The following is a 20,076-nucleotide window of genomic DNA, read 5'->3' as shown; positions in this document are numbered from 1 at the left end:
GGGTGTCCGCCCGCAGCGGTTGGCGCGTCCGCGCCGGTCCCTTCACGACTCACCGATTCCGCGCCGTTCCGAGGACGGACACCCCCCGACACGGCCCCGCCCCACCCACCGAAGAGACAGCGCTACCCGCACCCCCACCGAACCCGCACAGGCCGCCGCAGGCACCCCACCCGCACTCACCAGAGCCAGCACCCGCACCCGGCGCCCAGCCCGCCCGCCGCCGCAGGCACCCCGGCACCCGCCGAGCGAACCGCGCGATACGCGCACCCCCGCCCAACCCCGCACGCCGCCGCAGGCACCCCGCAGCCATGGGAGTGGCAACCCGCGCCACACCGCCCCCCTGCTGCCCGGTTAGTCTGATTAGCGCGTATCGTCGCCGCATGCCCACGCCATACGGATCCCGCGGCGGCATGGCGTTCGGTGTGGCGGAGCTGCGTGTGCTCCGCCGCGCCCTCGCTCTAGCCGTTCACCCCAGCCCCGCCTCGGCCGAGGACGTCAAGGACTGCCTCCGGCTCGCCGAGTCGCTCGACGAGGCGATGCGGGAGGGCGTCAGGCTGCGCGCCTTCCTGGTGGCCGACCTCGCCCGGTACCGCGCCGCCCTCCCCGGCACCGCCGTCGGCTACCTCGCCCTGCTGGAGGAGGCCCTGGGCTCCGGCTACCGCCCCGGCGCCGACGACCTCGCCGCCCTGCGCGCCCTGCGCGGCAACCCCGCCGCGGCCGCCCTCCTCGCCCACTGCGCGACCCTCGCCGAGCAGGACGTGCGAACCCGCCTGGCCGCCCGCACGGCCCCCACGGCCCGCACAGCGCACCCGGCAGACCCGGACGCCCCGGCCGACCGCGAGGCAGCCCCCGCCGGTCCCGCCGCAACCGCCGCTCCCACCACCCCGGTCATCCCGGCTTCCCGCACCCGCCTCCTCGCCCTCCCGGGTGGCCTCTCCCGCCCCCGCCCGGCACCTACGGCCGCGGAGACCGGACGCACCTCGCACACCCCCGCCGTCGCCGTCGCGGTCGCCGCAGCCCAGGACCCCGCCGAGGACCCCGGCAAGAAGCCCGGCAGCAAGCCCGCCGCCAAGCCCGCCGAGAAGCCCGCCACCCCCGAGCCCACCCCCGCCCGCCCGGGCACCGGCTCCCCCAAGCCCGGCCGCCCCATCCCCACCCCGGGCGAAGTCTTTCCCCGCCGCAAGCCCGCCCCGCCCCCGGCGAACCCGCCCCAGCAGCTGGCCGCGGGCTGACGCGCCCCGGGACGGCCGGGCCGCTCGGGACGACCTGCCCCGGACGACCCCGTCCCGGCCGCCCCCGGCGCCGTGGCTACTCTGGATCCATGGACTACGTCGCCGCGCTGCTGCCCCCGGTCGTCATGGCCGTGTTCTTCATCGGTCTGATCCGCGTCATCGTGAAGACCCAGGGCGGCGCCAACAAGGCCAAGGAGGACGCGGCCGTCGACGCCGCGCTCGCACGCGCGAAGGCCACCCGCCGGCCCGCCCCGCCCCACGACGCCTGAGCCGCCGTACGCCCTTTTTGTTCCGTTTGTCGGCAAAACGCATGTTCCGCACGCCGTAGCCGCCATCTCCCACTATTGTGCGGAGAGTGCCTCGCCCATTGGGAGAACTCGAAGACGCGGTCATGACGCGGGTGTGGAAGTGGAACCGCCCGGTGACCGTTCGAGAAGTCCTGGAAGATCTCCAGCAGGAGCGCTCGATCGCGTACACCACCGTGATGACCGTTCTGGACAATCTCCACCAGAAGGGCTGGGTGCGCCGCGAGGCGGAAGGCCGGGCCTATCGATATGAGGCGGTCTCCACGCGAGCCGCCTACTCCGCGGCTCTGATGAACGAGGCCTGGTCGCAGAGCGACAACCCCGCCGCCGCTCTCGTCGCCTTCTTCGCGATGATGAGCGACGAACAGCGCCAGGCCCTCCGCGACGCCCTGCGCATCGTCCAGGCCCCGGATTCCCCCGGCGATACCCCGGAGAACAACCCCGGTGACCGGCCCGCGGGCAAGTCGGGCCACAACCCCGCCGACAACCCCGGCTCCGCAACGGACGGCGGCGGGCGATAGCGTCCGCCCATGTCAGCAGACAGCCCCGAAGTCACCGCAAAAGCCATCACCGTCCGGCGGGCCCGAACCAGCGATGTCCCGGCGGTGCGCCGTCTCCTTGACGCCTACGTCCGGGACGGCATCCTGCTCGACAAAGCGATGGTGACCCTTTACGAGGACATCCAGGAGTTCTGGGTGGCGGAACGCGACGACAACGCCGAGGTGGTCGGCTGCGGCGCCCTGCACGTGATGTGGGAAGACCTCGCGGAAGTCCGCACTCTCGCCGTGAAGCCGGGCCTGAAGGGCGCCGGGGTCGGCCATCAGTTGCTGGGGAAGTTGCTGGAGACGGCGCGCTGGCTCGGCGTTCGCCGGGTTTTCTGCCTGACCTTCGAAGTGGAGTTCTTCGCCAAGCACGGCTTCGTCGAGATCGGCGAGACGCCGGTCGACACCGATGTCTACGCGGAGCTCCTGCGTTCCTATGACGAGGGCGTCGCGGAGTTCCTCGGACTCGAACGAGTGAAACCGAACACCTTGGGCAACAGCCGGATGCTTCTGCATCTGTGATCGCCGGCGATTGACGCGACCGGAACCTGCCCCGGTGCCCTATGTCCGAAACGCGCACGTTTCCGGACGGGTCCGTGCCTCTGAGTCTCTCCCAGGGGTTTGTGTTTTTCCGGCAAAAGCGGTTTGCTTTCCGACGTACTGCAGTACTGCATATAACAGGGGACGGCGATACCGCGGATGCCGACACCCCCGGTCCTGAAGTAATCGATGAAAGGAAATCCGGTGGCGCAGAAGGTTCAGGTCCTTCTTGTCGACGACCTCGACGGTGGCGAGGCGGACGAGACCGTCACGTTCGCGTTGGACGGCAAGACGTACGAGATCGATCTCACCACTGCCAATGCGGACAAGCTCCGTGGCCTTCTCGAGCCTTACGTGAAGAGCGGTCGCCGTACGGGAGGCCGTGCTGCGGGCGGGCGTGGAAAGTCCCGCGCCTCTTCCGGCGGCAGCCAGGACACCGCGGCCATCCGCGCGTGGGCGAAGGAGAACGGCTACGAGGTGAACGACCGCGGCCGCGTTCCCGCGTCCATTCGCGAGGCGTACGAGAAGGCCAACGGCTGATCGGCGGCCTTTCCGACCCTACGAATATCAGGCAGGCGGCCGGGTGCACGCGCGCCGCAGCCGCACCCGGTGGCACTGTGCTGCCACCGTGTCGACCAGCCGCACGAGATCGGGGGCGCCCCCAACGCCCCCCAGTGCCGACATCGTCGGCAGCGAGGCCTCGACCTCACACCCGGGCCCGGGGGGCCGCACCCACACGGCGGCCCCCTGCGAACCATCACCACCCGCAGAACGGCCCGAGTCGCCAGGGCCACCAGGGGCCACCGGGCCACCGGCACAAGCGCCAGCACCGACAGCACCGGCAGCCCCAGCGGAGCCGGCGGCCCCCGGAGGCAACGGCGCGGTCATGACATCACCCGCCCCCAGCGCCACCAGATCCAGCGCCAGCCCACCCCACTCCAGCCACTCCAGCAGTACGGGCAGCTCGCCCGCGCTGCCCGCCGCCACGAGCAGCCGCCACCGGTCGCCGTACGCGGCCACCGGAGAGCCCGGCGCCAGGCGCCGCAGCGCCGCGCGGCCCGCCTCCGCCGGAACGTCCAGCACGTCGAAGCGCACGCCCACGGCGAGCCGGACGGGAGATCCGGGCACTGTGGGCCACCCCAGATCGTTCTCGTACCAGTGCCGGATCCAGGCGTCCCGGCCGTCGCGGTGGTCCGCCGCGCCCCGCTCGCCCCGCCCGGTCTGTTCGAGCGGCCGGCGAGGCGGTGGCACGGCGGCTGTCGTGGCCCCGGGCGCGGCCGTTTCCGGGACCACGGCCGGGGGGAGGGCGTCAACCATGTCAGGAGCAACCGTCCGGAGAAGTCGGGAGTTACGCTGGGTACTGCGCCATGTGCGCAGTGTGTCGAACAAGAGGGCGCGTGGGGCAGTGGGAAGGCGCAACGTTGTTCGCCCGTAGCGGAGGGAACCGGTGTGCGCGGCATGGACTGTCAGTCGGGGCGGGTAAGACATCCCTAGTGGGAGGGGGCGACACGCAGGACAGGCCGTCTCACGTTCGCCATCGGCGTACTGGCGAAGGGGGTAACTGCCTGGCCTGCGGGAACATCGTCTCGCACCATCGGGTTGGAGCACATGTCGGCGTTCGGGGTCAGGAGGCCAAGGACGGTGTCGGCAGTTGGAATGAGCGGTCCCCGCTTGCGGGACTAAGCTGCGGAAGGACAGGGAGGGGAAGTTCCCCCCACTGCCTGACCGCTCTGAGGAGCGATTAACGATGTTCGAGAGGTTCACCGACCGCGCGCGGCGGGTTGTCGTCCTGGCTCAGGAAGAAGCCCGGATGCTCAACCACAACTACATCGGCACCGAGCACATCCTCCTGGGCCTGATCCACGAGGGTGAGGGTGTCGCCGCCAAGGCCCTTGAGAGCCTCGGGATTTCGCTCGAGGCGGTCCGCCAGCAGGTGGAAGAGATCATCGGCCAGGGGCAGCAGGCGCCGTCCGGCCACATCCCCTTCACCCCCCGTGCCAAGAAGGTGCTGGAGCTGTCGCTCCGCGAGGCGCTGCAGCTCGGCCACAACTACATCGGCACGGAGCACATCCTGCTCGGCCTGATCCGCGAGGGCGAGGGCGTCGCCGCCCAGGTCCTGGTCAAGCTGGGCGCAGATCTGAACCGCGTGCGGCAGCAGGTGATCCAGCTGCTCTCCGGTTACCAGGGCAAGGAGACCGCCACCGCCGGCGGTCCTGCCGAGGGCACGCCCTCCACGTCCCTGGTCCTCGACCAGTTCGGCCGGAACCTCACCCAGGCCGCCCGTGAGTCCAAGCTCGACCCGGTCATCGGGCGCGAGAAGGAGATCGAGCGGGTCATGCAGGTGCTGTCCCGCCGTACGAAGAACAACCCGGTCCTGATCGGTGAGCCCGGCGTCGGCAAGACCGCCGTCGTGGAGGGCCTCGCCCAGGCCATCGTCAAGGGCGAGGTGCCCGAGACCCTCAAGGACAAGCACCTCTACACCCTGGACCTCGGCGCCCTGGTCGCCGGCTCCCGCTACCGCGGTGACTTCGAGGAGCGCCTGAAGAAGGTGCTCAAGGAGATCCGCACCCGCGGCGACATCATCCTGTTCATCGACGAGCTGCACACGCTGGTCGGTGCGGGTGCCGCCGAGGGCGCCATCGACGCGGCTTCGATCCTGAAGCCGATGCTGGCCCGCGGTGAGCTCCAGACCATCGGCGCGACCACGCTGGACGAGTACCGCAAGCACCTGGAGAAGGACGCCGCGCTGGAGCGCCGCTTCCAGCCGATCCAGGTCGCGGAGCCGTCGCTGCCGCACACGATCGAGATCCTCAAGGGTCTGCGCGACCGGTACGAGGCGCACCACCGCGTCTCGATCACCGACGAGGCGCTGGTCCAGGCCGCCACCCTGGCCGACCGGTACATCTCGGACCGCTTCCTGCCGGACAAGGCGATCGACCTGATCGACGAGGCCGGTTCCCGGATGCGCATCCGCCGGATGACCGCGCCGCCGGACCTGCGCGAGTTCGACGAGAAGATCGCCGGTGTCCGCCGGGACAAGGAGTCCGCGATCGACTCGCAGGACTTCGAGAAGGCCGCCTCCCTGCGCGACAAGGAGAAGCAGCTCCTGGCCGCGAAGGCCAAGCGGGAGAAGGAGTGGAAGGCCGGCGACATGGACGTCGTCGCCGAGGTCGACGGCGACCTGATCGCCGAGGTCCTCGCCACGGCCACCGGCATCCCGGTCTTCAAGCTGACCGAGGAGGAGTCCAGCCGCCTGCTCCGCATGGAGGACGAGCTCCACAAGCGGGTCATCGGCCAGGACGACGCCGTGAAGGCGCTGTCGAAGGCGATCCGCCGTACGCGCGCCGGGCTCAAGGACCCGAAGCGTCCGGGTGGTTCCTTCATCTTCGCCGGTCCGTCCGGTGTCGGTAAGACGGAGCTGTCCAAGGCGCTCGCCGAGTTCCTGTTCGGTGACGAGGACGCGCTGATCTCCCTCGACATGTCGGAGTTCAGCGAGAAGCACACGGTCTCGCGTCTGTTCGGTTCGCCCCCCGGCTACGTGGGCTACGAAGAGGGCGGCCAGCTGACGGAGAAGGTGCGGCGCAAGCCGTTCTCGGTGGTCCTCTTCGACGAGGTCGAGAAGGCCCACCCGGACATCTTCAACTCGCTGCTGCAGATCCTGGAGGACGGCCGGCTGACCGACTCCCAGGGCCGGGTCGTGGACTTCAAGAACACGGTCATCATCATGACGACCAACCTCGGCACCCGGGACATCTCCAAGGGCTTCAACCTGGGCTTCGCCGCCGCGGGGGACACGAAGACCAACTACGAGCGCATGAAGAACAAGGTGTCGGACGAGCTGAAGCAGCACTTCCGGCCCGAGTTCCTCAACCGCGTGGACGACGTGGTGGTCTTCCCGCAGCTGACCAAGGGCGACATCCTGCGGATCGTCGACCTGATGATCGGCAAGGTGGACGAGCGTCTGAAGGACCGGGACATGGGCCTCGAGCTCTCCCAGTCCGCCAAGGAGCTGCTGGCCAAGAAGGGCTACGACCCGGTGCTGGGCGCGCGTCCGCTGCGCCGCACGATCCAGCGCGAGGTCGAGGACTCGCTGTCGGAGAAGATCCTCTTCGGCGAGCTGCGCCCCGGTCACATCGTGGTCGTGGACACCGAGGGCGAGGGCGAGGCCCAGACCTTCACGTTCCGCGGCGAGGAGAAGTCGGCGCTGCCCGACGTCCCGCCGATCGAGCAGGCGGCCGGCGGTGCGGGGCCGAACCTGAGCAAGGACGCGTAGGCGCTGCGCTCGGCTTGAGCGGAAGAAAGGGCGCTGCCTCGGGACCGAGTCCCGGGGCAGCGCCCTTTTTCGCGTTCACCGTCCCCCTGGAAGCCGTGGCAGAGGTGTACGTCATACGACTCGGCGGAGTTTTCTCACCGTCGGGGGGACGGGGAGTGCCGCGAGAGTCTCCTCCGGCGGCTCGGTGACGTCCGCCGCGAGGACGACGGTGATCTCGCGCAGGTTCGGGAAGAGGGCGGGGACGCTGGAGACGTCCTCGCTGCCGCGGAAGTTGTTGAGCCGCAGGCTGGTGATGCCGGGCAGCGGCGGGCCGTGCCAGCCCGAGCGGCCCCAGTTGAGGCGCAGGTCCTCCAGCGCGGGCAGGCGGACGATCTCCTCGTAGTCCTCGGGCCTCAGCTCCGTGGAGAGGCCCGTGAAACTCAGCTGCCGCAGTGAGCGGAAGCGGTGCAGGCCGCGCAGGTTGGTGCGCCACAACGCGGTCCCGGCAAACCGCAGACAGCGCAGCGGCAGGTCGGAGGGCAGGGCCTCGTCCAGGGAGCCGGTCCCCAGGGGCACCCCCAGTTCGAGCTGGTCCAGGGTGGCCGAGCCGGACAGCGCGGCCAGCGCGCCGGGCCGCTCCAGTCCGTGCACGAGGTCGAGGGAGAGCCAGGTCAGCGGCAGCCGGGCCAGCGGGGCGAGATCGTCCACCCACGGGCAGCCGCTGATGTGGAGGTGTGTGAGCCGGTGCAGCGGCGCCAGGCATTCCAGGTCCCGCAACCGGTCGTTGCCCCGGAGGACCAGCTCGGTCAGCCGGTCGGGGACGAGTCCGGCGGCGATGTCCGCCGGATCGATGTCCCCGGTCAGCTGAACCCTGCCGCGGCCCCCCAGCTCGCGCAGGAGACGCAGGTGCTCGCCGGAGGGCGCGGTGAAGTACAGGCCGTCCTCGCGCAGGTGGGCGACGACCTCCTCGCCGTAGCGGCGGGTCGGGAAGCGGTGCCAGGTCCAGGTGAGCTGGGCGCGTACGTCGAGTGCGGGGTGGGAGCGGAAGCGGGCGAGGACGGGCAGGGCGGCGTCGGTGCCGATCAGTGAGGCGGTGACGACGACGGCCCGTGCCTCCTCGTCGCCGAGGCCCTCGGGTCCGGGCAGCAGTTCCAGGGCCAGCGGGCCCACGGAGGCGAGCGCCCGTGCCTCCTCCACCGTTCGCGGCGGGATGAGGGCGGCGGCGTCCCGCTCGACGGCGGACCGTACGGCCGGGTCGAGCTGGGTGGCGTGTTCCAGGGAGGCCAGGGCGAGCAGCCGTACGCGCGTGGCGGCCGGTCCGTCGAGGCGGGCCGCCGATTCCGTCAGGTCGCGGAGGAGTTCGGCGCGTTCGCGCGGGCGGGCGTGGGCGACGGCCATCCGGAACACGTCGGCCCACTGTTCGTCCGCGGCGCCCCGCACCAGCAGCCCGAAGTCGCCGTCCTCGACGGCCGCCTTGGCGCCCAGGTAGTCCTGGAAGGTGCGGTGCACGAACTCGACCGTGCCGGCGCCGGGTTCGCGCAGCAGGCCGCTGCGGACCAGGAGATGGCCGAGGATCCGCTCGGCGTCGCCCTGTGCCGCGGCGGCCGGCAGGGACGGCAGGACGTCGGCCACGATGCGCACCGCGCGGTCCCGGTCCATCTCGGACTGGTTGTTGCGGATCAGCCAGTAGGCCAGCCGCTGGAGGAGCTGGATCTGCGGGAGTTCGGTGAGGTGGACACCGCTGTCCGCGTCGTGCTGTGGGAACATGTCCCGTTCCTCGTCGCGCCGCGCCAGCAGCATCGACAGGGCGGCGTCGTACAACTCCTGCCTGCCGTGCGGGAGATAGCCGCGCCGGTCGCGGTGCAGGGCGCAGATCAGCCCGCACATCAGCGGGTTGGTGGCGAGCCGGCCGAGGTCGGGCTTGGTGCCGACGGCGTCGAGCAGGGAGCGCTCGTAGCCCTCCAGCCGGTCGGCGTCCGCCCCGGTCGCGCCCGCGCGGGCGGCGGCGTGCCAGCGGGTGATGAACGCGGCCACGTCGTCGCGGCTCATCGGGGTGAGCGCGAGTTCCGTGAAGCCGTCGGGGGTGAGCCAGTCGTCCCGTACGGCGGAGGGGCGTGAGGTGACCAGCCACTGGTTGCCGGGATACACCTCGAGCAGCTCGCGCAGCCAGCGCCGGGTGCGTTCGCGGTCCCGGCCGGGGATCTCGTCCACGCCGTCCACGAGCAGCAGCCCGCGCCCGTCGGTGAGCACCCGGTCGGCCCAGCCGTCCGGCTGACCGGCGTGGAACGGGACCCGCACGGCGGTCAGGAAGGCGTCCGGCGCCGGGAGGCCGTCGGGGCGCCGGACGAGGGTGCGCAGGGGCAGCACGAAGGGGATGCGGTCGCCGCGTTCGCCGCGCGCGGCGGTCACCGCGAGCCACTGCACGAGCGTGGTCTTGCCGGAGCCGGCGACGCCGCGCAGCAGCACCCGGTCGTGCTCGGCGAGGGCCTGTTCGGCGGGCCGGGGCGTGGCGGCCGAGGCGATGTGCGCCCCGCCGGGGCCGGTGGCGTGGCCGTCGTCGTCGGGGCCGAGGGCCCGGAGGCTGAGGTAGGCGGCGTCCAGGGGCCAGCGGTCGGGGGAGTCGGCGAGGTCGATGCCGTAGATCGTGAGGTGGCAGTGGCGGGTGGTGACGTACGACAGGTAGCGCCGCTCGAAGGGGGCGTCGGTGCCGCCGGGCGCCGGGGTGCGGGCCATGAGGCGGTCGAGCTTGGCGACCAGTTCGCGCTGGCGCCGGGTCTGCTCGACCAGGGCGCGCGGCACGAAGGTGGAGCGCTGGGTGAAGAAGTGCAGGATGTGCAGGCAGGCGGTGTCGAGGAGGCTGCCGTGGAACAGGCTCGCGTCCAGGGAGAGGTGCCGCTCCGGATGGCCGCTCGCGGCGCGCAGGGCGGCGGCCAGGTGTTCGTGGCCGAGTTCCACGGCCTGGACGTCCGTCATGGTGAGGTCGCCGAGCGCGTACAGGGTGTCGGCGAGGGCGACGACGACGGCCTGTTCCTCGTCCGCCGCCACGGGTCGCTCGGCGCCGCCGCGCAGGGCCTGGCGGACCAGTTCGGCGGCGAGCCGGTGCAGGTCGGGCTCCGTCAACGTGCGCTTCTCGCCCCGGAAGGAGACGTGGCCCGCTATCCGCACGGGCCTGTCGACCAGCCCGGCGCCGGGTCCCTCCGTCACGAACAGCTTTCTGACGAGGGGGACGACCACGCTCGACGCCAGCCTGATTCCCGTGGCCGGTTCCATCTCGCCGTGTCCCTCCCCGGGCTCGGTGCTGTCGCGGCTGGTCAGCGTAGCGCCGGTCACATTCCGCAGTCCTTCGATCTCGGTCAGCGGTGACATGCCGCACAGGGTTTTTGTCCGTTACTAGCCCGGTTAGTGGAAATCTCCCGGTGGGCAAAACGGGCATTTCGAGTCCCTGGTCGTGTCCGGCTTGGCCGTCTTGGGCGAAATGAGAGGCACTGGAGCTTCTGTCAATAGTGAGGCTCTTCAAGGCTTGGGTACTAACTTGGGTCGTAGATCACGTTTTTGGGGGTCTGTGGGGGTCCGGGTTACCAAGGGACAGCCATCCGGCGTCCTGTGCGCCGGTGTTTTCATGCTCCCGTCCCCATGAGGTTTCGATGTCCCAGCGCGTCACGTCCCGCACCTTCCGTACGTCCCTGCTCCGCACCCGCGCCGCCGTCCTGGCCACCGGCCTGGGAGCCTCGGCCGTGCTGGGAGTCGGGGTCGCGGTCGCCGCCGACACCACGGCTGCCGCCTCGTCCACCGCCGCCAGTGCCGTCCAGGCGCAGGCAGCCGCCCAGGCCAAGGCGGCGAAGGCCCAGGCCGCCAAGGCCGCGAAGGCCAAGGCCGCCAAGGCCGCCAAGGCGCAGGCCGCCGCCGCCGCGAAGCGGAAGGCCGCCGCCGAGGCCCGCAAGAAGGCCGCCGCCGCGGCGAAGAAGAAGCCCGCCTCGTGGGTCGACCCGGTGAAGCAGTACCGGCTGAGCGCCAAGTTCGCCCAGGCCGGCGGCATGTGGACGCAGAAGCACTCTGGCCAGGACTACGCCGTGCCGACCGGCACGAACGTGATGGCCACGCACGGCGGCACCGTCGTCAAGGCCGGCGGCTACGGCGCCGGCGACGGCCCCGCCTACGGCAACGCCGTCGTCATCCGGCACGGCAACGGCACGTACTCCCAGTACGCGCACCTGTCCCGCATCGACGTGCGGATCGGCCAGATCGTGAAGACGGGCCAGCACATCGCCCGCTCAGGCAACACCGGCAACTCCAGCGGTCCGCACCTGCACTTCGAGATCCGTACGACCCCGAACTACGGCTCGGCCATCGACCCGGCCGCCTTCCTGCGGTCGAAGGGCGTGCGCGGCTAAGCGCGTTGGGGACCCTCGGCGCCCGCGGTGCCTCCGGCACCGGGGGCGCCTTTCGCGCCGGCGGTGCGAGCGGTGCCCGTGCTGGCCCCGGTGCCGGTGCTGTCCGCGCTGTCCCCGGTGCCAGAGGTGCCCGTGCTGCCCGCGGTGCCCTCGTGGGCCCGGGTGACCAGTTCCGTGGCGACCTCGAGGATGGCCAAGCGCTTCTCCTCGGGGTCGGCCTTCATGTCCTGCAGGGCGAACAGCCCGGCGTGCATCGTGAACAGGGCACTGACATAGCGGACCTGGTCGGCCAGGGCCGCCTCCGGGTCGATCAGGATGTCCCGCAGATCCATCATGCGGCGCTTGAAGGTCTCGCCGATGCGCAGTTCCCGCACGGTCGCCTGGTTCTCCTGCATGAAGCGGAACAGGGGTCCCGCGCTCGCCAGCGCCTCGCTGTAGCGGCGGACGATCTCCTGTTTCGTCTCCAGCGTCTTCGGCTGCCTGCCGCCCCACTCGATGAGTTCCTCGATCGGCCTCGTGAGGTCCTCGAAGATGCTGACCAGGATCTCTTCCTTGGTCTTGAAGTGGTAGTAGAGCGCCGCCTTCGTGACGTCGAGGCGCTCGGCGATCTCGCGCAGCGACGTCTTCTCGTAGCCCTGCTCCGCGAAGAGTTCGAGCGCCACGTCCTGGATGCGCTGGCGGGTGTCCCCGCGGCGCCGCTGCCTGGTGCGGTCCATGGCCGCCCATCCTCCTCCTGCCGCGCTCTTCTGAAAACTTACTTGACGACCGGCTAGTTCCGCGTCTACTTTCCCCAGTGTAGACAACTAGCCGGGCGGCAAGTAAGTAGCGGCGAGCAGTGGGGGAAGTGGAATGACGGCGGACACAGCGGTACCCGCGCCGGGAACGGACACCGGCAAACAGCCCCGAAGCGTGCGGGTGGTCCTGCTCGCCCTCATGATCGCGATGATGCTCGCCATGCTCGACAACATGATCATCGGCACCGCGATGCCGACGATCGTGGGCGAGCTGGGCGGCCTGGAGCACCTGTCCTGGGTGGTGACCGCCTACACCCTGGCGACCGCCGCCTCCACCCCGATCTGGGGCAAGATCGGCGACATGTACGGCCGCAAGGGCACCTTCCTGTCCTCGATCGTGCTCTTCCTGATCGGCTCCGCGCTCAGCGGCATGGCCCAGGACATGGGCCAGCTCATCGGCTTCCGCGCCGTGCAGGGCCTGGGCGCGGGCGGTCTGATGGTCGGCGTCATGGCGATCATCGGCGATCTGATACCGCCCCGGGAGCGCGGCAAGTACCAGGGCATGATGGCCGGCGTCATGGCGCTGGCGATGATCGGCGGACCGCTCGTCGGCGGCACGATCACCGACCACTGGGGCTGGCGCTGGGCCTTCTACATCAACCTGCCGCTCGGCGCGGTCGCCCTCGTCGCCGTCAGCGCCGTCCTGCACCTGCCGAAGAAGCGCGCCGAGGCACGCGTCGACTACCTCGGTGCGGCCCTGCTGACCGTCGGCATCACCGCGATCGTCCTCGTCACCACCTGGGGCGGCACTGAGTACGCGTGGACCTCCGCGCGCATCATGGAGCTGATCGGCATCGGTGTCGCCGCGCTCGTCGGGTTCGTGTTCCGGCAGACCCGGGCCGCCGAGCCGGTCGTGCCGCTGCACATCTTCCGCAGCCGCAACTTCACGCTGATGGCCATCATCGGCTTCATCACCGGCTTCGTGATGTTCGGCGCCACGCTGTTCCTGCCGCTGTACCAGCAGTCCGTGCAGGGCGCGTCCGCGACCAACTCCGGGCTGCTGCTCCTGCCGATGCTCGGCGCGATGCTCGTCACCTCGATGGTCGCCGGCCGCGTCACGACCCACACCGGCCGCTACAAGGTGTTCCCCGTCGTGGGCAGCGCGCTGATGGTGGTCGGGCTGTATCTGCTGTCGACCATGGACACCGGCACCAGCCGGCTCACCTCCGGCGTCTTCATGGCCGTGGTCGGTCTCGGCATGGGTTGCCTGATGCAGATCACGATGCTGGTCGCGCAGAACAGCGTCGAGATGAAGGACATGGGCGTGGCGTCCTCGTCCGCCGCCCTCTTCCGCACCCTCGGCTCCTCCTTCGGCGTCGCGATCATGGGCGCGCTGTTCAACAGCCGCGTCCAGGAGGTCATGGCCGAGCGGGGCGGCGCGCTGGGCCGCGGCATCACCGAGCAGTCCGCCCAGCTCGACGCGGCGAGCCTGGCGAAGCTGCCTGAGGCGGCGCGGGAGGCCTACCAGTACGCGGTGTCCGACGGCACGCACGCGGCGTTCCTGCTGGGCTCGGTGGTGGCGGTGCTGGCGCTGGCGGCGGCGGTGTTCGTCACCGAGGTACCGCTCAAGGGGTCGGGTCCGGCCGCGCCCGAGCGGGGCGGGGACGCGGGCCGGGACGGCGGCGCGGCGGTGACGGCGGGGCGCGTGGGGGCGGTGTGACGGGCCGGGGGTGCCCGGCGCTTCGGGGCCCCGGCCGACCCGGGAGGGCAGCGGGGTCGGTGTGAGCCGGGCAGGGAGGGCGGCCGGAGCCGGTGTGAGCCGGGCAGGGAGGGCAGCCGGAGCCGGTGTGAGGGGCTGGGAACGTCAGTCGGGGCTGTGTCAGTCCCGCGTGCCACCATCGCCCCATGGACAAAGCGCGGCAGCTACGGCTGGCGAAGGACGCCATGGACCGGGAGTGGGCCGATCCCGGGCTCGACCTGGACGCGGTGGCCGCGCACGCCGGGTACTCGCGGTACCACTTCATCCGCGCCTTCAAGGAGGCCTACGGCGAGACCCCCGGCCAGTACCTGACCCACCGCCGTATCGAACGGGCCGAGGACCTGCTGCGTACCGCCAATCTGACGGTGACCGAGATCTGCGCCCTGGTCGGCTTCAGCAGCCTGGGCACGTTCTCGGCCCGGTTCAAGGCCTGGACCGGGCTCACCCCGAGCGAGTACCGCACCCGGCACGTGGGCCGCGGGGCCGCCCTGATCCCCGGCTGCTACGCGATGCTCTGGGCCGGCGGCTTCCGCTCCGGACCCGGCCGGGCGCGGCGCGATTCCGAAGAAGCGGAGCGCGATCCCGAGGAAGCGGAGCGCAATTCTGAAGAAGCGGACTGACGGAACCGGGTCCTACGGTGACGGTGCGGGCAATCGCTGCGCACTCTCCCCGCAGACAAGGAGCACTCCCATGATCAAGGGACTCAAGATCTCGACCGTCTGGGTCCTCGACCAGGACCGGGCGAAGGAGTTCTACACCGAGAAGCTCGGCCTGGAGGTCCGCACCGACATGACGATGGGCGAGGGCGGCATGCGCTGGCTCACCGTCGGCGCGCCCAGCCAGCCCGACGTCGAACTGACGCTGATGGTCCCCGGCAGCGGGATGGACCCCGAGTCCGCCGAGATGGTCAGGAAGCTGGTGGCGAAGGGCGTGCTCGGCGCGGGCGTGCTGACCACCGACGACATCCACGGCGACTACCGCAAGCTCAAGGACCGCGGCGTGGAGTTCCTCCAGGAGCCGCAGGAGCGGCCCTACGGCATCGAGGCGCTGTTCCGCGACGACTCCGGGAACTGGTTCTCCTTCACCCAGCCGCGCGAGGGCGGCCCGGACACGACGAAGGACTGGAGCTGCTGAACGCCACCGGGCGCCCGGCCCCGGTCAGAGGCCGGGCGGCAGCGCCGGACGGCTGACCCTCCGCCACGTACGGCCGGTCGGGGACCCGGCGGCGGTACCGGACAGCCGACCGCCACCACACGGCGGGCCGGTCAGAGGCCGGGCGGCAGTACCGGACGGCTGCCCGTGTCCGTCGGTGCGTGCTCCGGCAGCCACAGCACGGCGACCGCCCCCTCGGCCGGCACGTGCTCCCGCGCGCCGGGCGGCCGTACGTTGCGGAAGGTCAGCCGGGCGCCCAGCACCCGGGCCTGACCGGCCGCGATGGTCAGGCCGAGCCCGTGGCCGCGTCCGGCGCGGTCCGCGCTCCCGGTGCGGAACCGGCTCGGGTCCTCGGCCAGCAGGTCCCGCGGGAAACCGGGACCGTGGTCGCGGACCCGGACCACCCGGCCCTCGACGGTGACCTCGACGGGCGGCCGACCGTGCCGGGCGGCGTTGGCCAGCAGGTTGAACAGCACGCGCTCCAGGCGGCGCGGGTCGGTCGTCACCTCCGACTCGTGCACCACCCGCACCGTCACCCGCGGGTCCCTCACCGCGACGCGGCGCCGCACGAACTCGCCGAGCATGATGTCCTGCAGCTCGGCCCGCTCCGAGGCCCCGTCGAGGCGGGCCACCTCCAGCACGTCCTCCACGAGCGTGCGCATCGCCTTCGCCCGGTCCAGCACCAGCTCCGTCGGGCGGCCGGGCGGCAGCAGCTCGGCCGCCGTGAGCAGCCCGGTCACCGGGGTGCGCAGCTCGTGCGCGATGTCGGCCGTGACCCGGCGCTCGGCCTCCAGGCGCTGCTGGAGCGCGTCCGCCATGGCGTCCACCGCGCTCGCCAGGTCGTCCGTCTCGTCCCGCACGACCCCGCCGATGGCGTCCCGCACCCGTACGTCCGGCTCGCCCCGGGCGACCTGGTTCGCCGCGGCGGCCGCCTTCCGCAGCCGGCGCGACAGATGCCCGCCGATCAGCACGCCGAGCGCGCTGCCGCCGAGGACGACCGCGATGGAGCCGATCACCAGGGCCTGGTCGAGGTCCTTGAGGATGTCCGTGCTGCGGTCGGTGAAACCGGTGTGCAGCGACATCACGTGCCCGTCCTTGAGCGGCACCGCCGCCCAGATGTCCGGCGGCCCCCCGGCCCGGTCGGACACGTACGTCGCCCGGCGCCCCGCCGCCACCTTTCTGCGCAGCTCCGCCGGCAGGTCCGGGTCGTCCAGCTTCACGTTCGGGAAGTTGGGACGCTGGGACAGCTCGTAGTTGCGCTGGGCGATCATGATGCGCTCGTCCGCGAGGTCGCGCGCGTTGTCGAGCATGGACACCCGGGCCGCGTTGTGCACGACCAGGCTCAGCGCGACCGCCACCAGCGCGCCGACCAGCGCGATGGCCGCGCTCAGCTTCCACCGCAGACCCGTACGGATGCCCGTCCCCGGGTTCCACGGCAGACCCGTACGCCTGCCCGCGCCCGGCTTCCACCGCAGCCCCGTACGGACAACGCCCACGCGCCGCCCGTCTTCGGCGGCCGACCGCCCGGGCCGCTCCCGTCGTTCCGGCCGTCCCGGAAACCCCCGCGTCATGATCCCGCTCAGGCCTTCAGCTTGTAGCCGAAGCCGCGGACCGTCTCGATGCGGTCCTGGCCGATCTTCGTGCGCAGCCGCTGCACATGGACGTCGACGACGCGGGTGTCACCGCCCCAGCCGTAGTCCCACACGCGCTCCAGGAGCCTGTCCCGGGAGAGCACCGTGCCCGGCGCGGAGGAGAACTCCAGCAGCAGCCGCATCTCCGTCGGCGTGAGCGCCACCGGCTGCCCGGCCCGACGCACCTCCATGCCGTCCGTGTCGACGTCCAGGTCGCCGAAGGTCAGCACGCCCCCGGCGCCGCCGGGCCCGGCCGCCTCCGCCCGGTCGCCGCTCGCGTGCCCGAAGCGGCGCAGCACCGCGCGGATGCGGGCGACCAGGACGGCACCGTCGAACGGCTTCGTCACGTAGTCGTCGGCGCCCGCCTCCAGGCCCAGCACCACGTCGATGGAGTCGGCCCGCGCGGACACCATGATCACCGGGACGGTCGACTCGTCGCGGATACGCCGGCACAGGCTGACGCCGTCCAGGCCGGGGACCATGACGTCCAGCAGCGCGATGTCCGGCCGCTGGGACCGGAAGGCCTCCAGGCCGGACAGGCCGTCGGGCATCGCGGTCACCGCGAAGCCGTTCCGCTCCAGGGCGAGCTGGGTCGCCTCGCGGATGACGTCGTCGTCCTCGACGAACAGGACGTGGGTCTGGTCTGCCATCGGCGGTGCTCTCAGTCCTCGGGTCGCAGCCGGCGTTCTCACCTGTGCGGACGCGCCGGGCGGCGTCCGCGTTCACTTGTCTCCCGCGCGTCAGCCCCCGGGCGCGGGCGTCACGTCCCCGCCGCCGACGGCGCTGCTGTAGTCGTTGTGCGTGCGGAACCGCTCGGTGAACCGCCCCGCCGCCCACCGGTACGTGATCACGTTCTCGCCGGACGGACTCGACACCGGGTCGCCCTTCTCGTACACCTGCTTGGTCACCACCAGGTCGCCCCGGTCGATCTCCGCGTAGACCGGCGGCTCCTCGGCGCGGAACACGTTCCGGTACGCGCCGCCCTCCAGCCGGTACACGTACGAGCCGACGCCCACCGCGTCGCCGCAGGTCAGCACGTTCACCACGACGTCCTCGGCGCGGCCCCCGGTCAGCTCGCCGTACGACACGTCGACGGGGTACTCGTCGGCCACGCACGGCGTCAGCTCCCGCTTGACCTGCGCCGACACCAGCGGATCGCCCTTCACCAGCCGGACCGCGTCCACCCGGTCGGGGGTCCGCGCCGGACGCACCGAGGGCACCGCGGCGGCGCCCGAGACGGTGTCGGCGTGCGCCGGGCCCTCGTCGCGGGCGCCGGTGCCGCCGGTCCCGCAGGCGGGCAGCAACAGGGCGACGGTGGCGAGGGCGGCCACCGCCGTGCCCACCGCCTTGAGGCTCCCCCGTGCCCCTGTGGTACCGGCACCGGTCAGGCCGCGCAACGCTCCCGCTCCTCACGCTCCAGCGCGCGTGCGTCCGGATCGCGGGCCTGAAGCTCCTCGCGGAGCCGGGCGAGCGCCCGATGCAGCGTGCTCTTGACCGTTCCGGCCGACATGCCGAGCGCGGCGGCCGTCTCCTCCGTCGACATCTGCTCCCAGTGTCGCAGCACGACGACGCTGCGCTGCTTCGGGGCGAGCACCCTCATCACGTCCATCAGCAGGGCGCGGTCCGCGTGCTGCTCGGTGGAGTCGGCCACCGAGGCGTCCGGGAGCTGCTCGGTGGGCACCTCCTCCAGCTTCCGAGCCCGCCACCACTCCGTCCGGGTGTTGATCATCACCCGGCGCAGATAGGCGTCCGCGAGCCGCTTGTCCGCGATGCCGTCCCACTTGCCGTACGTCCGTGCCAGCGCCGTCTGCAACAGGTCCTGCGCGTCCACCGGGTCCGGGACCAGGCGCCGGGCACTGCGCAGCAGCGCGTCCTGCCGGGTGCGGACGTACTCCTCGAACTCGAGCACCTCGCCCTGCGCCATGGTGAACCGCCTCCCCTGTCCCCGCGCCGGCCGGCCTGCCGCCGCCGGTCCCCGTGCACGGAACAGAAGCTACGGACGGCTTGTCACGGCACGGTGCGAGGCACCCTGCGGGAAACGCGCGGCTGTCCGTCGGTTGTGTAACGGAGGGCGGGCAGGGGGCCGGGACGGCCCGGGTGGTGCCGCAATGGGGGATTCGCCCCCAGCGGGGCCGGTCGGGCGAGGTCGGGTCAGGTCACGTCTGCGGCAGCCGGTACAGGCCGCCCTCCAGCGGCTCGACCAGACCGTCGGCCACGAGCCCGTCGAGCGCCCGCGCGCGCTGCACGGGTTCGTGCCACACGCGGTCGAGGACCTGCTGCGGCACGGGCGCGTGCGCCTCCCGCAGCACCGCGAGCAGCCGGCCGCGCACCTGACGGTCGGTACCGGCGTACGTCTGGCCGCGGCGCGGCGGGCCGTCGTGCTCCGGCTTGCCCGCCAGGCGCCAGGCGCACTGCGCGGCGATGGGGCAGCGGTGGCACTGCTCGTTGCGCGCCGTGCACACCAGCGCGCCCAGCTCCATGGAGGCGGCGGCCCAGCGCGCCGCGGTGGCGTCGTCCTCGGGCAGCAGTTCCCGGGCGAGCCTGCGTTCGGCGGCGGTGGTGGCGTTGGGCGGATACCGCACGCCGGTGACCGCGCGGGCGAACACCCGGCGGACGTTGGTGTCCAGCACGGCGTGCCGCTGCCCGTACGCGAACGACGCCACGGCCGCCGCCGTGTACTCGCCGATGCCGGGCAGCGCGAGGAGCTGGGCGTGGTCGGCCGGTACGTCGCCGCCGTGCCGTTCCGCTATGGCGACGGCGGCACCGTGCAGGCGCAGGGCGCGGCGCGGGTAGCCGAGCCGGCCCCAGGCGCGGACGGCCTCGCCGGGCGCCTCCCTGGCGAGGTCGGCGGGGCGCGGCCAGCGGGCCAGCCACTGCTCGTAGACCGGCAGGACGCGGTTCACCGGCGTCTGCTGGAGCATGAACTCACTGACCATCACCCCCCAGGCACCGGCCTCCGGGCGCCGCCACGGCAAGTCACGGGCGTGCTCGTCGAACCAGTCGATGACGGGGGAGTGCAGCGGCTCTCCGGCGGTCCGCTCGGACGAGGGGCCGGCGGTGCCGCCGTGCGGGGGCTTCGTGGGCGCAGTCATGGCCTTCCGATCCTGCCATGCGGGGACGGCCGTGCGGGGGCAAGGGCGTCGCGACGGGCGGTTCGCGGGGCGACGGCTCGGGGCGGGCGGGGGGTGGTGTGCGGCGCTCGGGGCGCCGGGGCGGGCGCGGCGCGGACGGGGCGGGTTGTGCGCGGGCGCCCGCGCGGAGGGTGCCGGGCGAGGCGGTGCCTGTGTGTGCCACGACGCGGCGGCTGCAGCGCCGGACCGGGTGCAAGGACCGCAACTGCGAACACGGGCGGGAAGCCCACGGTCGTCACGGACCGTGCACATATCCCGGTCCCGGTCACACCCTGCGATCGTCACGCACCGCGCCGGACGAAAGCCGGGGACGCGGGGGCCGTGTGCAGGATGATGATCCGGAAAAGTTGTGGCGCGGGGCGGCGGGTGGGGCCGGTGAACGCCTCGATCTCTCGTACAGTTTGCGC

17 protein-coding genes and 1 pseudogene are annotated in these 20,076 nt (G+C 72.1%); 10 read left to right on the top strand and 8 right to left on the bottom strand.

Annotated features, from left to right (window positions below; translation table 11 throughout):
• Positions 1 to 410 precede the first annotated feature (410 nt).
• From AB0M97_RS28270 to AB0M97_RS28250, 5 genes are all read left to right on the top strand, one after another.
• Complete coding sequence (locus AB0M97_RS28270) at positions 411 to 1,232, top strand: hypothetical protein (RefSeq protein ID WP_365963811.1); 822 nt, start codon at positions 411 to 413, stop codon at positions 1,230 to 1,232.
• A gap of 89 nt (positions 1,233 to 1,321) precedes the next feature.
• Positions 1,322 to 1,501, top strand: a complete 180-nt coding sequence (locus AB0M97_RS28265) for a hypothetical protein (protein WP_365963809.1) — start codon at positions 1,322 to 1,324, stop codon at positions 1,499 to 1,501.
• Between the two features lie 86 nt (positions 1,502 to 1,587).
• A complete protein-coding gene (locus tag AB0M97_RS28260) occupies positions 1,588 to 2,058 on the top strand; it encodes a BlaI/MecI/CopY family transcriptional regulator (RefSeq protein ID WP_365963808.1) in 471 nt (156 codons plus the stop codon).
• 9 nt (positions 2,059 to 2,067) lie between these two features.
• Positions 2,068 to 2,601 (top strand): amino-acid N-acetyltransferase, encoded by a 534-nt coding sequence (locus tag AB0M97_RS28255; RefSeq protein WP_365963807.1) that lies wholly within the window; start codon positions 2,068 to 2,070, stop codon positions 2,599 to 2,601.
• A gap of 222 nt (positions 2,602 to 2,823) precedes the next feature.
• Positions 2,824 to 3,159, top strand: coding sequence for an Lsr2 family protein (locus AB0M97_RS28250; RefSeq protein WP_365963806.1), 336 nt, complete (start codon positions 2,824 to 2,826; stop codon positions 3,157 to 3,159).
• 27 nt (positions 3,160 to 3,186) lie between these two features.
• On the opposite strand, the gene AB0M97_RS28245 is transcribed toward AB0M97_RS28250, so the two are convergent.
• A complete protein-coding gene (locus AB0M97_RS28245; protein ID WP_365963805.1) occupies positions 3,187 to 3,936 on the bottom strand; it encodes an SCO3374 family protein in 750 nt (249 codons plus the stop codon).
• Positions 3,937 to 4,366: 430 nt separating this feature from the next.
• On the opposite strand from AB0M97_RS28245, the gene AB0M97_RS28240 reads away from it, so the two are divergent.
• The gene (locus AB0M97_RS28240; protein WP_365963804.1) at positions 4,367 to 6,892 is read left to right on the top strand and encodes an ATP-dependent Clp protease ATP-binding subunit; all 2,526 of its coding nucleotides are present in this window, start codon (positions 4,367 to 4,369) and stop codon (positions 6,890 to 6,892) included.
• 111 nt (positions 6,893 to 7,003) lie between these two features.
• On the opposite strand, the gene AB0M97_RS28235 is transcribed toward AB0M97_RS28240, so the two are convergent.
• Entirely contained in the window at positions 7,004 to 10,237 is a 3,234-nt protein-coding gene (locus AB0M97_RS28235; protein WP_365963803.1) for an NACHT domain-containing protein, read from the bottom strand.
• A 278-nt stretch (positions 10,238 to 10,515) separates the two neighbouring features.
• On the opposite strand from AB0M97_RS28235, the gene AB0M97_RS28230 reads away from it, so the two are divergent.
• Positions 10,516 to 11,262 carry a M23 family metallopeptidase gene (locus AB0M97_RS28230; RefSeq protein WP_365963802.1) on the top strand — a complete coding sequence of 249 codons (747 nt, stop codon included), beginning with the start codon at positions 10,516 to 10,518 and terminating at the stop codon, positions 11,260 to 11,262.
• Between the two features lie 137 nt (positions 11,263 to 11,399).
• Here AB0M97_RS28230 and AB0M97_RS28225 read toward each other — a convergent pair.
• Positions 11,400 to 11,978: pseudogene (locus tag AB0M97_RS28225) on the bottom strand (helix-turn-helix domain-containing protein); the annotation flags it as partial.
• Between the two features lie 133 nt (positions 11,979 to 12,111).
• Between AB0M97_RS28225 and AB0M97_RS28220 the strand changes: the two are divergent.
• The 3 genes from AB0M97_RS28220 to AB0M97_RS28210 all read left to right on the top strand — a co-directional run bounded on the left by AB0M97_RS28220 (position 12,112) and on the right by AB0M97_RS28210 (position 14,889).
• Complete coding sequence (locus AB0M97_RS28220) at positions 12,112 to 13,716, top strand: MDR family MFS transporter (protein ID WP_365963801.1); 1,605 nt, start codon at positions 12,112 to 12,114, stop codon at positions 13,714 to 13,716.
• Between the two features lie 185 nt (positions 13,717 to 13,901).
• Positions 13,902 to 14,375, top strand: a complete 474-nt coding sequence (locus tag AB0M97_RS28215) for a helix-turn-helix transcriptional regulator (protein ID WP_365963800.1) — start codon at positions 13,902 to 13,904, stop codon at positions 14,373 to 14,375.
• A 70-nt stretch (positions 14,376 to 14,445) separates the two neighbouring features.
• Complete coding sequence (locus AB0M97_RS28210; RefSeq protein WP_365963799.1) at positions 14,446 to 14,889, top strand: VOC family protein; 444 nt, start codon at positions 14,446 to 14,448, stop codon at positions 14,887 to 14,889.
• A 131-nt stretch (positions 14,890 to 15,020) separates the two neighbouring features.
• Here the strand turns inward: AB0M97_RS28210 and cseC are convergent, their stop codons facing one another.
• The 5 genes from cseC to AB0M97_RS28185 form a co-directional block, all read right to left on the bottom strand.
• On the bottom strand, positions 15,021 to 16,403 hold the full coding sequence (cseC, locus tag AB0M97_RS28205) for a two-component system sensor histidine kinase CseC (protein ID WP_365963798.1): 1,383 nt from the start codon (positions 16,401 to 16,403) through the stop codon (positions 15,021 to 15,023).
• A gap of 83 nt (positions 16,404 to 16,486) precedes the next feature.
• Positions 16,487 to 17,188, bottom strand: coding sequence for a two-component system response regulator CseB (gene cseB / locus AB0M97_RS28200; protein WP_365963797.1), 702 nt, complete (start codon positions 17,186 to 17,188; stop codon positions 16,487 to 16,489).
• A 90-nt stretch (positions 17,189 to 17,278) separates the two neighbouring features.
• Complete coding sequence (locus AB0M97_RS28195) at positions 17,279 to 17,881, bottom strand: hypothetical protein (protein ID WP_365963796.1); 603 nt, start codon at positions 17,879 to 17,881, stop codon at positions 17,279 to 17,281.
• A gap of 41 nt (positions 17,882 to 17,922) precedes the next feature.
• Positions 17,923 to 18,462, bottom strand: coding sequence for a SigE family RNA polymerase sigma factor (locus AB0M97_RS28190; protein WP_365963795.1), 540 nt, complete (start codon positions 18,460 to 18,462; stop codon positions 17,923 to 17,925).
• A gap of 232 nt (positions 18,463 to 18,694) precedes the next feature.
• Positions 18,695 to 19,630 carry an A/G-specific adenine glycosylase gene (locus AB0M97_RS28185; protein ID WP_365963794.1) on the bottom strand — a complete coding sequence of 312 codons (936 nt, stop codon included), beginning with the start codon at positions 19,628 to 19,630 and terminating at the stop codon, positions 18,695 to 18,697.
• Between the last annotated feature and the right edge of the window lie 446 nt (positions 19,631 to 20,076).

The organism is Streptomyces sp. NPDC051207 (genome assembly GCF_040682395.1).
GTDB lineage: Bacteria > Actinomycetota > Actinomycetes > Streptomycetales > Streptomycetaceae > Streptomyces.
The sequence above is the reverse complement of the archived record's forward strand: the minus strand, read 5'-3'. Positions and strand labels throughout refer to the sequence as shown.